Source organism: Paraburkholderia caledonica NBRC 102488, assembly GCF_000685095.1.
In the GTDB taxonomy this organism is placed as follows: domain Bacteria; phylum Pseudomonadota; class Gammaproteobacteria; order Burkholderiales; family Burkholderiaceae; genus Paraburkholderia; species Paraburkholderia caledonica.
In genome coordinates this window covers 140,332-154,454 of sequence record NZ_BAYE01000006.1, presented here as the reverse complement: position 1 = coordinate 154,454, position 14,123 = coordinate 140,332, and the positions used below count along the sequence as shown (strand labels likewise).

The 14,123-nt window shown below is 61.8% G+C and carries 14 protein-coding genes; 5 read left to right on the top strand and 9 right to left on the bottom strand.

What is annotated here, in order from left to right; genetic code table 11:
- Positions 1 to 14 precede the first annotated feature (14 nt).
- Genes BCA01S_RS14565 through BCA01S_RS14545 form a run of 5 tightly spaced genes read left to right on the top strand, consistent with a single transcriptional unit; the run spans position 15 to position 4,827 of the window.
- A complete protein-coding gene (locus BCA01S_RS14565; RefSeq protein WP_027777526.1) occupies positions 15 to 809 on the top strand; it encodes an ABC transporter permease in 795 nt (264 codons plus the stop codon).
- A gap of 23 nt (positions 810 to 832) precedes the next feature.
- Complete coding sequence (locus tag BCA01S_RS14560; RefSeq protein ID WP_042318654.1) at positions 833 to 1,201, top strand: (2Fe-2S)-binding protein; 369 nt, start codon at positions 833 to 835, stop codon at positions 1,199 to 1,201.
- Entirely contained in the window at positions 1,198 to 2,631 is a 1,434-nt protein-coding gene (locus BCA01S_RS14555) for an FAD/NAD(P)-dependent oxidoreductase (RefSeq protein ID WP_027777524.1), read from the top strand. The genes BCA01S_RS14560 and BCA01S_RS14555 overlap by 4 nt, the downstream gene beginning before the upstream one ends.
- Positions 2,624 to 3,751 (top strand): NAD(P)/FAD-dependent oxidoreductase, encoded by a 1,128-nt coding sequence (locus BCA01S_RS14550; protein ID WP_027777523.1) that lies wholly within the window; start codon positions 2,624 to 2,626, stop codon positions 3,749 to 3,751. The genes BCA01S_RS14555 and BCA01S_RS14550 overlap by 8 nt, the downstream gene beginning before the upstream one ends.
- A gap of 29 nt (positions 3,752 to 3,780) precedes the next feature.
- Complete coding sequence (locus tag BCA01S_RS14545; RefSeq protein ID WP_027777522.1) at positions 3,781 to 4,827, top strand: ABC transporter substrate-binding protein; 1,047 nt, start codon at positions 3,781 to 3,783, stop codon at positions 4,825 to 4,827.
- A gap of 76 nt (positions 4,828 to 4,903) precedes the next feature.
- On the opposite strand, the gene BCA01S_RS14540 is transcribed toward BCA01S_RS14545, so the two are convergent.
- The 9 genes from BCA01S_RS14540 to BCA01S_RS14495 form a co-directional block, all read right to left on the bottom strand.
- A complete protein-coding gene (locus BCA01S_RS14540) occupies positions 4,904 to 5,203 on the bottom strand; it encodes a hypothetical protein (RefSeq protein WP_027777521.1) in 300 nt (99 codons plus the stop codon).
- A gap of 69 nt (positions 5,204 to 5,272) precedes the next feature.
- On the bottom strand, positions 5,273 to 6,208 hold the full coding sequence (gene panE, locus BCA01S_RS14535; RefSeq protein WP_027777520.1) for a 2-dehydropantoate 2-reductase: 936 nt from the start codon (positions 6,206 to 6,208) through the stop codon (positions 5,273 to 5,275).
- Between the two features lie 129 nt (positions 6,209 to 6,337).
- Positions 6,338 to 7,303 carry a nucleoside hydrolase gene (locus tag BCA01S_RS14530; RefSeq protein ID WP_027777519.1) on the bottom strand — a complete coding sequence of 322 codons (966 nt, stop codon included), beginning with the start codon at positions 7,301 to 7,303 and terminating at the stop codon, positions 6,338 to 6,340.
- Positions 7,300 to 7,689, bottom strand: coding sequence for a cytidine deaminase (locus BCA01S_RS14525; RefSeq protein ID WP_027777518.1), 390 nt, complete (start codon positions 7,687 to 7,689; stop codon positions 7,300 to 7,302). Before BCA01S_RS14525 ends, BCA01S_RS14530 begins: the two co-directional genes overlap by 4 nt.
- Positions 7,690 to 7,705: 16 nt before the next feature.
- A complete protein-coding gene (locus tag BCA01S_RS14520) occupies positions 7,706 to 8,983 on the bottom strand; it encodes a NupC/NupG family nucleoside CNT transporter (protein WP_027777517.1) in 1,278 nt (425 codons plus the stop codon).
- 75 nt (positions 8,984 to 9,058) lie between these two features.
- Positions 9,059 to 9,268 (bottom strand): hypothetical protein, encoded by a 210-nt coding sequence (locus BCA01S_RS14515; protein WP_027777516.1) that lies wholly within the window; start codon positions 9,266 to 9,268, stop codon positions 9,059 to 9,061.
- Between the two features lie 402 nt (positions 9,269 to 9,670).
- Positions 9,671 to 10,303 carry a response regulator gene (locus BCA01S_RS14505; RefSeq protein ID WP_020068147.1) on the bottom strand — a complete coding sequence of 211 codons (633 nt, stop codon included), beginning with the start codon at positions 10,301 to 10,303 and terminating at the stop codon, positions 9,671 to 9,673.
- A complete protein-coding gene (locus BCA01S_RS14500) occupies positions 10,300 to 11,931 on the bottom strand; it encodes a hybrid sensor histidine kinase/response regulator (protein ID WP_027777515.1) in 1,632 nt (543 codons plus the stop codon). Before BCA01S_RS14500 ends, BCA01S_RS14505 begins: the two co-directional genes overlap by 4 nt.
- Positions 11,928 to 14,087 (bottom strand): hybrid sensor histidine kinase/response regulator, encoded by a 2,160-nt coding sequence (locus BCA01S_RS14495; protein WP_027777514.1) that lies wholly within the window; start codon positions 14,085 to 14,087, stop codon positions 11,928 to 11,930. Before BCA01S_RS14495 ends, BCA01S_RS14500 begins: the two co-directional genes overlap by 4 nt.
- Positions 14,088 to 14,123 lie beyond the last annotated feature (36 nt).

The window sequence follows — 14,123 nt, the reverse complement described above, 5'->3', positions numbered from 1 at the left end:
CGCGCGGAAACATCATGAGAAAGAACGGTCCCATCGCGTTGATTTTCCACACGCTCGTCATTGCGTTCGTGCTCGCGCCGCTTGTGATCGTCGTGCTGGTCGCCTTCACGCCCGACGAAACGCTCACGCTGCCCACGCACGGCGTCTCGCTGCGCTGGTTTCGCGCGATTCTCAACTACCCCGACTTCATCTCGGCGTTTTTCAATAGCCTGAAGCTCGCGTTTGCATCGGCGACGCTCTCGCTGATCGTCGCGCTGCCTGCCGCGCTCGCCATTGGCCGCGCGCGTTTTCCGGGCCGCGCTTTTCTGAACGGCTTGCTGCTCTCGCCGCTGGTGATTCCCGGTCTTGTACTCGGCATCGCACTGCTGCGGTTTTTCGCGCTGATCGGCGCGACTGGCTCGTTCGCGTGGTTGATCGTCGCGCACATGATCATCATTACGCCGTTCGTCATGCGGCTCGTGCTGGCCTCGGTAAGTGGCCTCGACCGCAGCGTCGAACACGCGGCGCATTCACTCGGAGCCGATTCGTGGACCGCGTTTCGCCGCATCACGTTGCCGATGATTCTGCCCGGCATAACCGGTGGCTGGCTGCTGGCTTTTATCAACAGCTTCGACGAACTGACGATGTCGATCTTCGTAACGTCGCCACAAACCGTCACGCTGCCCGTTCGCATGTATATGTACGCGACAGAATCCATCGATCCGATGATGGCCTCCGTCTCCGCGCTCGTGATCTTCATTACGGCGGGCGCAATGCTGCTGCTCGATCGCGTGTATGGACTCAACCGCATTCTGATCGGCCAGCACTGATGTCTTCTTCTGTTCACGCCCTCATGCAGTCCAATTCTTCGCCGTCCGACGCCGCAGTGCCCAGAGATGAGGCTCAGTTCGTCCGCATCGCCGAAACGCGGCGCGAACCTCTGCACTTTTATCTCGACGGCCGGAAAGTGTCCGCTCTGCAGGGCGATACATTGCTGACCGCCGTGCTGATGCAACAGCGGCGCGTGCGCGACAGCGACTTCAGCGGTGCGCCGCGCGCCGGCTTCTGCCTGATCGGCGCGTGCCAGGACTGCTGGATACGCACCGAAGACGGCAAGCGTCTGCGCGCATGCTCGACGCTCGTCACCCCGGGACTGCGTGTGCTGACGCGTATCGAACCGGCGAGCGCCGCAGCGAAAAGCCACAGTGGAGACGCGCAATGAGCGACGATCGCCGCATTGTGATTGTCGGCGCCGGACCGGCCGGCGTGCGCGCTGCCGAAACGCTGGTCGCGGCAGGCATGCGTCCCATCGTCGTGGACGAAAATGCGCGCTGGGGCGGGCAGATCTACCGGCAGCCACCGGAACACGGCGGCTTCCAGCGCTCGAAGAAAACGCTCTACGGCTTCGAGGCGCGCAAGGCCAACGCGTTGCATACGACAATGCAAGCGCTCCTGCCTTACATCGACTATCGGCCGGACACACTCGCGTGGGCATGCGAAAGCGGGCGACTCGACACACTTCAGGCGGGGCGCGAAATCAGCGTGCCGTTCTCGCATCTGATCATTGCGAGCGGCGCGACGGACCGGGTTTTGCCTGTGCCCGGCTGGACCTTGCCCGGCGTCTATACACTCGGCGCGGCACAGGTCGCGTTAAAGTCGCAAGGCTGCGCAATCGGCCGACGCGTGGTGCTTGCGGGCACAGGACCATTGCTGTATCTCGTCGCATATCAATACGTAAAAGCGGGCGCGCAAGTCATGGCCGTGCTCGATACGAGCCCGCTCAGCCAACAGATTTCAGCCGTTTCCAGACTCGCCCGGCTTCCGGCGACATTCGCCAAGGGCTTGTATTACGTCGGCTGGCTCAACGCGCATCGCATACGTATCGAACGGGGCGTGAAGCTCGTTGGTATTCGCGGCACACACAACGTCGAGGCCATCGAATGGCGTCCCTCTGATAATAGTTCGGTTACCGAATCAATTGCATGTGACGCAGTGGGCATCAGCTTCGGCCTGAAGCCCGAAACACAACTTGCGGATCTGGCCGGTTGCCGTTTCCGGTTCGACGCGCTCAACCGTTGCTGGCTGCCCGAACTCGACTCCGCTGGGCGCAGCACCGTGCGCGGCCTCTATCTGGCTGGCGACGGCGCCGGCATTGCGGGCGCCGACGCTGCCGAACTCGCGGGACGCCGCGCCGCGCTGGCCTTGCTCGACGACCTCGGCATCCGGCATCCACGCGGACCTGGCATGCTCGATGCCGCGTCGCTTGAACGCAAGCTGCACCATATCGCCGTTTTTCGCGCGGGCATTGAGACGGCATTCGAACCGCCCACGAAATGCGCCGCGCAATGGCCCGACGACATGACCGTCTGTCGTTGCGAGGAAGTCGATGCGGGCACGTTACGGCGTTGCATCCGCATTGGCGAAGCAAACGAGATCAATCGCCTGAAAGCGCTGACTCGCGTCGGCATGGGTCGTTGCCAGGGACGCATGTGCGGCGAAGCCGCACTTCTGTTGCTCGCCGAAGAAACCGGCCGTCCGCTCGATGCAGTTGGGCGCCTGCGCAGCCAGCCGCCGGTGAAACCCATCCCGCTGTCGCCCGCGATGTATGCCGACGACGTCGCTGCGATTCCCGACGAGGCCCGCGATGAGTGACGCACCGCACTACGACGTGGCGATCGCGGGCGGCGGTCTCGTCGGTTCGTCGGCGGCACTCGCGCTTGCCAGGCGCGGCTTGCGCGTGGGCCTCTTCGAGCGGCGCTTTTGCGGCGCGCAGGCGAGCGGTGTGAATTACGGCGGCGTACGCTGCCAGGGCCGCCCGGTAGAGCAGATGCCGCTCGCCATGCTCGCGCGTCGTATCTGGGACCGCTTGCCGGACCTGATCGGCATCGACGGCGAATTTACGGTGTCGGGGCATTTACGCCTCGCTCGCAGCCAGAGCGACCTTGCCGCGCTTCAGCAATGGGCGGACATGGCGCGCGATTACGGACTCCACGCGCAGTTGCTGAGCGGCGCGCAGTTTCGCGAGCGCTATCCGTGGCTCGGCGCGGCGGCTGTTGGAGGATCGTTATGCGCGAGCGACGGACACGCGAATCCGCGCATCGTGTCGCCCGCATTTGCACGCGCTGCCCGTGCCGCGGGCGCGGACGTGCGCGAGCAAACCGCATTGAGCGGCATTCATCACGACGGCAAACGCTTCCATATGCGCGCGGGCGACACGCAGATCAGCGCGGACTGGCTGATCAATTCCGCCGGCGCGTGGGCGAATACGGTCGCGGGCTACTTCGGCGAAAGCGCGCCGATGAAGCCGATCTATCCGAACATGTGGGTCACCGAGCCGCTGCCGCTTTTCATCACGCACAACCTGGGCGTGTATGGCGGCGGCATCTACGCGCGGCAAGTGGCGCGCGGCAATTGCGTGATCGGCGGCGGACGCGGGCATGGCGACGGCGAATACGGACAGCCGTCGACGGAAACCACGCGGGCCGTCATGCGCGACGCTTGCGCGCTGCTGCCCGCGTTGCGCGAGGCGCTACTGATTCGCACATGGAGCGGTGTGGAAGGCGAGACACCCGACAGCAATCCGATCATCGGGCCGAGCCGCGCAGTGCCGCGTCTGTTGCATGCTTTCGGCTTCTCGGGCGGGGGCTTTCTGCTCGCGCCCGGAGTTGGCGAGGTGCTCGCCGATCTCGTTATCGACGGCGCCACGTCCACGCCTCTCGACGCTTTTTCGATTGGCCGCTTTGCACAGCTTGCTACTTCATCCGTCGCTTAGATCACGTTTGTGAAACTCAGGAGCCTTCAATGAAATTATTCAGGTCGATCGCGGCACTCGCCGCATTGTGCGCATTCGGCGCGGCAGCACCCGCATGGTCGCAAACGAAGACGATCTACATCGGCATGAATGGCGGTCCGATGGAAAAGGCGTACACGAGCCAGGTGCTGCCCGACTTCGAGAAAGCGAACAATGTGAAAGTGGTCGTGGTGCCGGGCACGTCGTCGGATATCCTCGCTAAGCTGCTCGCAAACAAGGCGAGTCCGCAGATTCACGTGGTGTTTCTCGACGACGGCGTGATGGCGCGTGCGGTCAGCATGGGCGTGTGCAAAAAACTTGACGACTCGCCGGTACTCAAAGAACTCTATCCGTTCGCGCGCATGAAGGACGACATGGGCGCAGGCGTGCAGCTCGGTATGACCGGCATTGCGTACAACAAGAAGCTGTTCGCTGAAAAAGGCTGGGCGCCGCCTACGTCATGGATGGATTTCGCGGATCCGAAATACAAAGGCAAGGTGGTGTTCCAATCCGCCTCGAGCAGCACGTTCGGCCTGCACGGTTTCCTTGCGATCAACCGTTTGATGGGCGGCACCGAGCAGAATGTCGAACCGGGCTTCACGAAATGGGCCAGCACGGTTGGTCCGAACGTGGTGGAGTACGTGCCGAACTCGGCGAAGATTTCGGAAATGGTGCAAACCGGCGAAGCCGGCCTCTTTCCGCTGACGCCGACCGCAGTCGGCGATCTGGCCGATAAGGGGATTCCGGTAGGCTATGTGAATCCGAAGGAAGGTCCCGTGTTGCTGCTCGTTGATCTGTGCGTGGTCAACAACAACCCCGATCCGCAACTTGCACAAAAGCTCGCGCAGTTCCTGCTGTCCGCGCCGGCGCAGACAAAAGCCGCTGAAGCCGGCCGCCAGATTCCGACCAATCGTCTCGCGAAAATGACGCCGCCGATGCAGCAAAGCCTCGGCAACGTGGAAGACCTCGTGCGCAAAGTCACGGTGGTGGACTGGGACACTATCAACGCGCATCGTGCGCAATGGGACACTCGCTGGAACCGGCAGATCGAACGCTAGGTTTCCCGCTTCGCCTGAATGAAACGCGCGCCACACTGATACGGGGCGCGCGTTTTTACGTCATGTGGGTGGCGACTCAGAAGATCACCGAGATCGCCACCGCGAGCCAGATTGCCATGACGCCAGCAAGAAACAGATGACGCGCAATGCGTATCTTGACGTCGCTTGTCTCCGGCTCCACGGGGCTCGTGGCCATCCACGGTACAAGCCCGAGGCATCCAAAGCCGATCAGCGCGAGTGCGAACACAATAATGTCGGCAACACGCCACCCGGTCGGCTCATACATTCCCCAGTAGCCGAGGAACGCAATACCGATCGAGAAAATCGTGGCCGACGCCGCGCTGAGCGCGGGCACTGATCCGATTGGAGCCGGCATGTTCACCTCCGGTCATTGAGCGGTTACGGCAACCTCCGGCCACACGACTCGCGACTCACGGCTCACGGCTTACGACGTGCGCGTTTGCCTTGCTTCATACGTCTTCAGATGGCTATACGCGATGCGCAGCAACGTCAAAGCGTGTTCGCCGTTTTGCGCTTCGCCGCCGCGCGAGATCAGATCGCCGAGGATGTGATCCGCCTCAGTATGCGAGTGATTTTCCACGTCGCGCAACATGGACGCAGTGAGCGGAGACGGTGTGAAGAGCGTTTGCGTTGCGCGCGCATCGAAGTCTGGCGCCATGGTGAAGCTGTTGTGTTCCGCAACCGCGCGACACTCTCCGAGCAGGCCTTCGATTACGCGCTTGCCGTCGGGCGCGGACAGTATGTCGCCGATCGAACCGCGCATCAGACACGTGCTCGCCGCCAGCGTTGCGAGGAACACCCACTTTTCCCACATGCGCAACAGGATGTTTTCGCTAACGGTGACGTCGAAGTTCGCGCCGGCCATTGCATCGGCAATGGCTTGTACGCGTTCGGATACGCCGCCCTCCAGTTCCCCGAAAGTAACCGCATGCATCTCGTTCAGGTGCACGATCTGCTGATCCGCGTTGAGCGTGGCCGCAATCACGCATTGTCCGCCGAGCACTCGCGATTCGCCGAATTTCTCCGTGAGCACGTCGATATGGCGCATGCCGTTGAGCATCGGCAAAATCAGCGTTGATTCGCCCACGAGCGGAGCAAATGAATCGATTGCGTCGTCGAGACTGTATGCCTTGCAGCTTAGCAGCACGAGATCGAACGGCTCGGCGTTCACGCCGGCCAGAATCGTTTTGACGTCGCGCTGCGTGAGGTCGCCGCGCGGGCTCCTGATCACCAGTCCGTCGTGCTGAAGCTTGTCCGCCCGGCCCGCGCGCACGAGGAACGTGACGTCCTGCCCTGCTGCGGCGAGCCGTCCGCCGAAGTAACCGCCCACCGCCCCCGCTCCCACCACTAGAATTCGCATCTCTGGCCTCTCGAGTGAATGTCGTCGCTCGAAGCAATGTAGCAAAGATTGACGCAATGCATCGGACAAGCGCACGTGCCGGGCGTGGCGTGATCGCGCGTTCTTCGTCCGGTCAACGGCACAAACCTTTTAACGCTTTGCGCAAATGGTGCTCTCGTACAGCGCCAGCATGCCGGGCGCGTCGACGCCGACGCAGACCTGGCAATCCGGCCGCTTGTCCCAGTCCGGCGCGGGCACCGGCATAGTGGACGGCTTCTGAATAGTCTGGCCGACCGCGATGCCGTCCGTCAGCACACGCACAGGACCGCTGCGCGTGGTGTATAGATGCGGCGCCAGCACATAAGCGACGGCCGACGAATCGTGCACATAAATGCCCTGGAGCTGCGCGCTTTGCTGATGAAACGCCTCGTAATGCCGCGACACGTCCCACACAAACCGGCCTGCCGCGGCGCCACGATCGCGGATCGACGCCAGATAGTCCTGGCTCATGATGGTGCGCTCTGTGACGTCGAGCCCGACAATCGCGACGGGCCACGCCGCGCCGAACACGATGTCGGCGGCATCGGGGTCGCCGAGAATGTTGGCCTCGGCTGCGGGCGTGACGTTGCCGAGCACGCCGCCGGTGCCGAATGCGCCGCCCATGATCACGACCTGCTTGACGAGCGGCGCGATCTGCGGATCTTCCGCAAGCGCCAGCGCAAGATTGGTCAGCGGGCCGACTGCGAGCAGCGTGACTTCGCCAGGATGCGCACGCACCGTGTCGACGATGAATCGGTGCGCGGGCCGTGCATCGAGCGGCGCATGTTCGGTGGCGCCCAGCGCGATGTTCCCGAGTCCGTTGTCACCGTGAATCCACGCGAGCGGCTGCGGCGCAGCGCGCTTGAGCGGCGCCGCCGCGCCGCGTGCGACCGGCACGCCCGGCGCGAACCTACCCGCAAGAAAGCGCGCGTTGTGCGTAGTGGTCTCGATCGTGGCGTTGCCGAATACGCTTGTTAATCCGAGCAGTTCGATATCCGGATGCAGCGCCTGGAACACGAGCGCCATGGCATCGTCCACGCCGGGGTCCGTGTCGTAGATCAGCTTGTGCGTGCTCATAGATAGAACGCGTCCGGCAGTTGTTCGCGCGCGGTCGTGTCGCGCGTTGCGCCGTGGAGATTGCCGAGACGAATCGGCAACTCGGGCCCGCCCAGTTCGATGATCACCTGGCGGCACGCGCCGCAAGGTGCAATCGGCCCCTCCGTATCGCCGATCACGGCGAGCGCGGCAAACTGGTCGCGCTGATAGCCCGCCGCAATCGCGCTGAAGAACGCGGTACGTTCAGCGCAGTTGCACAAACCGTACGACGCATTCTCGACGTTGCAGCCGTCGAACACCCGGCCGTCTCTCGTCAGCAACGCCGCGCCGACCTTGAATTTCGAATAGGGCGCATAGGCCTTTTCTCGCGCCACACGTGCGCGTTCCAACAGCTGTTCCATGTTCATGCAAGACGTCCTCGATTCAATTGAGCGTAATGAACATGCCCGCGATGGTCGCGCTCATCAGATTGGAGAGCGTTGCCGCGAGCACGACACGCAACCCGTATCGCGCGACTTCGGCGCGGCGTTCCGGCGCGACGGCGCTAAAGCCGCCCGTGAGCACCGCAATCGACGCAAAGTTCGCGAAGCCGCATAACGCGAACGACAGAATAGCAATGGTACGCGGATCGAGCGCATGCAAGCCCGCAGCAGTCACGCTCGCCGCATCTTTCAGGTACGGCGACAACGATGCGTATGCAACGAACTCATTGAGAATGATCTTCTGCCCGAGGAAATTGCCGGCAATCGCCGCCTCGTTCCACGGGACGCCGATCAGCCACGCTAGCGGCGCGAACACCACGCCGAGGACCGATTGCATCGACAGTTGCGGGTGGCCGAACCAGCCGCCTATGCCGCCAACGAGACCGTTGAGCAGCGCGATCAAACCGACGAACGCAATCAGCATGGCGCCCACCATGACCGCGATCCTGAGACCCACGGTCGCGCCCGAGCTAGCGGCCTCGATCACATTCGCGGGACGCTTTTCGTCGAAATTGAGGTTGTCGAGATGAACGCGGCTCGGCTCGGTTGATGGATGAATGATCTTCGCGAACAACAGCCCGCCTGGCACCGCCATGAAAGACGCTGCGAGCAGATATTCGATCCGTACGCCAAGACCCGCATAACCCGCCAGCACCGAGCCGGCAACCGCTGCCATGCCGCTCGACATCACCGCGAACAGTTCGGAGCCTGTCATGTCGCGCGTGAACGGCTTGACGACCGCGGGCATTTCGCTCTGGCCGAGAAAGATCGTGGTGACAGCGGAAAACGACTCCAGCTTCGACACGCCGAGCAACTTCTGAAACACCGTGCCGAGCACGATCACGATCCAGCGCATCACGCCCAGGTAGTACAACACGGAAATCAGCGCCGTCACGAAGATAATGGCCGGCAACACCCGCACGGCAAAGACGAAGCCACCGTTGCCGAACACCTCGAACATTCTGGACTGCACGAGTCCGCCGAACAGGAACTCGATGCCGGCATTGCCGTAGCCAAGCACGTTATTTACACCTGCGGCGGCCGCCGCGAGAATCGTCTTGCCAAGCGGCACGAAGAGAATAAATGCGCCGATGCAGACTTGTGCGAGCAATGCGCTACTTACAGTCCGTAAGCGAATGGCGCGCCGATTCGTCGAAAAGATGAAAGCGATGAAGAGCAGTACGGCAATGCCGAGTACGTTGCGTGCGATGAGTGCCATGTCTCGAGTTCTTCATATGAAAGTGGCACTGATGCTAAACGAAACTGCTGCTGGAGAGAATGTTTAAAGCAGGATTTAATGCGATTTGGAAAAGAACACGCGAGCCCCTTCCTCCGGTGTCAGGCCGAGATTGAAATAGCCTTCGAGCCGCTCGGCGTCCGCGTCGTTCAGCGTGAAGGGCGTGCGAATGAAGCCGGACACGACCGCATGGTCGTACCACACGCTCATCCACATACGCAGCGCCAATACTTTCGGCGATCCCCAACCCCATTCGTCGTGGGTCATGATCCTCCCTTCTTCGCGCGTATTGCCGCCTGGCCGGCGCTGGCGGCTACCCTCATGGCGGGCCGCTCGTCAGGCGGAAATACGTGCCACAAACCGTTGCCGTGACGGAAGAAAAAGAGCGTCAACGTGCCCGTCTCACGTTGTGCCTCGACACATATGCAGCGTCTGCTCCCTTGGCCGGCGGATGGCTGCAACTGTATTCGAGCCGATGCTGCGCCGCTCGTGTCCAGCCACTTCTCGACCAGTTCGCGCAACGATCGCTCTGACGCCGCCATAACTCCTCCGCTCATTCGCATAGTGCATCGTAGAACGACGGTGGCAACGCCTCCATCGGCGGCGGCGGAATGTCAGATCAGGAATGCCTGCTTCAGTACTCAGGTTTTCCTGACGCGTGTCCACTATCTATTCGGCGACCAGTCCGTGCCTTATCGCATAGCGAATGAGGTCCGCGTTATTGGCAAGGCCCAGCTTCTGCATAAGTCGCATCTTGTGCGTGCTGATCGTTTTCGCGCTGAGCGCGAAAGCATCGGCAATTTCGTTCAGGCTCTTGCCGAGCGCAAGCATTTGCAGAACCTGAAACTCGCGGTCGGAAAGAATTTCGTGCGGCGGCGCGTCGCCCGAGTACGTTTCGAAAACGATTCCCTCCACCAGTTTCGGGTCGATGAAGCGTCCGCCTTCGGCGAGCTTATGAATTGCAGCGAGCAGCACGTCGGGATTGCTGTCTTTCGTGACATAACCCGTTGCGCCCGCACGCAGCGCGCGAGAGACCACCTGTGCCTCGTTATGGATGCTCAGCACGAGTACCGGCAGCGACGGACGTTCCGCACGCACGCGCCGGATCAGATCGACACCGCTGATGCCCGGCATTGTCATGTCGAGCAGCAGCAAATCCACCTGACAGGTGCGCAGTTTCTCGATTACTTCAGAACCTTGCGCCGCTTCGCCCGCCACCATAATGTCGGGCGTCGTTTCGATTATCTGCTTGAGACCTCCGCGCACGAGCGGATGGTCGTCGGCAATCAGAAGCCTGATCATGTCTGAACCCCGTCCTGAAGCGGTATATGTATCGAGACCGCAGTGCCCGTTCCCGGCGCACTGTCGATCAGCAGCGAGCCGCCTATCAGACGCGCCCGCTCGCTCATGCCGAGCAATCCGTACGAATAGTCGCGACGCACGGCGTCCTGATCGAAACCGCAGCCGTCGTCGCTGACATGCAGGTCGAGTGCCGTGGACGTATTCGTCAATGTGACGTCCGCTCGCGTCGCGCATGCATGCCGCGCGACGTTCGTCAACGAAGCCTGCACGATTCGAAACATTGCGGTTGCGTGTGCATCGGAAAGCACGGGCTCTCTGCCGTTCAGACGAAACTGGCAGGCAAGTCCGCTGCGCCGCCCGAAATCGTCGACGAGCCATTCGAGCGCCGATACGATTCCGTAATTGAGTGCTGCAGGCCTCAAATGGCTCGCGACGTTGCGCACCATCCAGATGGTTCTTTCAACGAGCTCGCGCATGTCGTCGGTTCTTTTCGCCACTTCTAGATCGCCGGAGAGTCGCATTTTGAGCAGCGACACGTCCATCTTGAGCGCCGTTAGCAACTGGCCCAATTCGTCGTGAATTTCCATCGCGATACGCTTTCTTTCCTCTTCGCGAATGGCTTCCATGTACGCGGACAGTTCGCGCAACTGCTCGCGCGATTCCACCAGTTCCTGCTCGATCCGCTTGCGCTCGGTAATGTCGTTGAGGCCGACGAAAATCGCGGGCGCATCGTCGTAGGACGCGACACGCGCGGTCGCGATGGCCCAGAACTTCGAGCCGTCCGCACGCTTTAACTGAACCTCCGTGTTGCGAAAGCTCCCTTCATGACGCAGTTGTTCGACAAGCCGGTCGCGGTCTGCGATATCCGCATACAACTCGGCGATGTTGCCGATATGCGTGGTCACGTAATCGATGCCGAAGAGTTCGCGCAACGGCTTGTTCGTGTACAGAACGTGCCCTTCGGGCATCGACGTGATGCAAAGCGGCACCGGACTCGTTTCGACGATCGTGCGAAAACGGAACTCGCTCGCGACGAGCCGCGCTTCCGCACGCCTGCGTTCCTCGATCTGCGACTGTAGCGTCGCATTTGCGCGCCCGAGTTCGTCCGTGCGCTGCGCGACGCTTGCTTCGAGGCCGTCGCGCACGCGCGACAACGCGGCCTCGGCTCGCTGACGCACGAGTACTTCGTCCTGCAATTGCCGGTTCTGCGCAATGAGTTTCTGATGCATGCCTCTGAGCGCAAGATGCGTGCTGATGCGCGCCATCATTTCGTCGACATGGACGGGTTTCGTCAGGTAATCGACACCGCCTGCCGAGAAGCCTTCCACCATGTCCTCGCTGCCCGTTAGCGACGTCATGAAGATGACGGCGATATTTCGCGTGCGCTCGTCTGACTTGAGACGCCGGCAGGTTTCGAAACCGTTTATCCCCGGCATCCTCACGTCGAGAAGAATCAGGTCGGGCTGCGAGAATTGCGCGCGTTGGATCGCCTCCGGGCCATCTAGCGCGACGAGCACCTTGAAGCCGCGCGCTACCAGACTCTCGACAACTATCGCCAGATTGGCCGGGTTGTCGTCCGCGATCAGGACCGTGGGCGAGTCGTCAGCGGGAAGCGCCGTGCCGTTCATCTGACCGTCCTGCGTTCGAGTTGCTCCTCGACGAGTTGGAGCAGTGCTTTCGATTGATAGCCTTTCGCGAGACTCAGAATCCGCGCGGCGAATGCGCGGTAGTGAGGATCATGCGTCGCAACCCGTTCGGCCCACAGCCTTATCTCCTGCATATCGCCGCGGCGCGCGAGCAGATGCAACTCTTCCAGTTCGTCTTCGGGCACCGCGACAGGATGCCCAGCAGGTGCATCCTGCACGCCGGCAATTGCACCCGCGGGCGCGTAGGTCCATTCGAGATCGAGCAGGTGCGCGACATGCGCCAGCAGTTGCCCGAAGTCGATCGGCTTGGGGAGGAACGCATTCGCGCCGGCTTCGACGCTGCGCTGTTCGTCGGTGCCTGATGGACTCGCGGAAGTGGCGATCACCGGCACTTCCGAAAAACCCTGAATCTGCCGCAACCTGCGTGTCGCTTCGAGTCCATCCATATCGGTCATTACGATGTCTGTCACGATCAGCGCCGGTCGCTCGCTCAACGTTTTCGCAAGTCCCTGTCGGCCGCCGGTCGCTTCAACGATCGCGAACCCTAGCCGGCCGAGAAATTCCACCAGCACCGCACGGTTCATCGCGACGTCGTCGATCACCAGCACCTTGCGGCGCGCACCCTTGTAACCTGTCGTCATGCGCGTATCGGCAATGACCGGCGCGGCGGGGAACGCACCCGACGCCGCCGGCAGTGCGAACCAGAATACACTGCCGCGGCCAGGCTGGCTCTGCACGTGAATTTCGCTGCCCATTGCGCGCAGAAGCTGCTGACTGATTGTCAGCCCGAGCCCTGTCCCACCCGCGCCGCGCTCCAGGTGCGCAATCTGTTCGAACGGCTCGAAAATGGTCTGAAGTTTGTCGACGTCCATGCCGATGCCTGTATCACGCACTTCGAAACACACGCTGTTCTTCGCAGTCATTTGGACCAGCAAGCTCACGCTGCCTTGATCCGTGAAGTTGAATGCGTTTGCGAGCAGGTTCAGTAGCACCTGACGCAAGCGCCGTTCGTCCGCGCGAACGGCGTCGGGCACGTCGGGCGCCACGCGCCATATGAACTCGACATGCTTCTGCGCGTTTTTCACTTCGATGATTTCACGAATCGCGTCGAGCGTGCCGGCGAGCGGCACGTCGCCAATCTCGACGCGCAACCGGCCCGCTTCGATCCGCGCGAAATCGAGTGCATCTGCAATCAGTCCGAGCAGGTGGTCGCCGCTGCGTTGAATGACGCCGACGCCGTCGCGTTGTCTCTCGCTCAAACTCGGGTCGCGCCGCAAGATCTGCGCATAGCCGAGAATCGCGTTCAGCGGCGTGCGCAACTCGTGACTCATATTGGCAAGGAACTCGCCCTTCGCTTGATTCGCTGCTTCGGCAGCGCGGCGCGCCTCGCGTTCGGCTCCTGCCTCCCGTTCGTCGAGATATGCGCGATGCAGCCGGGCGCCCATCGAATTGAACGCCGTCACCACGCGCTCGAGTTCGTCGGGCTCGCGGGGCGCACGCCGGTTTAACTTCAGAGGTTCGGCTGGCTGGCGAAAGTCGTAGCGGTCTACGGTACGAGCAAGCACCGCAAGATGGCGCGTCACGAGCCGATTCAGAATAAAGACGATGAAAAGCGAAACGAGGAAAATGTTGGCGGCTTGAGTGATGAGAATCAGCAACGCCGTGTGCTTCAGATCGTCGTACAGATCGCTCAACGTCGCCTGCACGTATAGCGTGCCGATGCGCTGGTCGTTGCCGAGCACGCGATGCATAAGCGGGTACTCACGCGCTATCGCCGGCCCGTTGACTGGTCGGCCCGCGCTTACGAGCGTGGGCGCCGAACTGCCGCCCGACTGGCGCACTTCAGCCACACTGATATCTGCCAGACGGAGAATGCCGCCCAGTTCAAGCCGTAACTGCGCCTCGTCGAGGCGCCACAGCGCCTCGCCCAGACTGTCGCGGTAGCTTTTGTCGATGTCCGAAAGGCGGTTTTCTATGAGCGCAATGCCCTGGCTGTAATCACGGTGGATCTGCAGCGCGGTGAGCAACAAGGTGAGCACGCAACTAAACAGGATCGCGATGGCAAGGAGCCGGGGCACGATACTGTGCCGTAACCACCTGAGCCGATACCACCACTCCCCCATGGGGTTGACAGCCATATTGCCCCCGCAAGCATGGTGATGTCGTTACTCGTT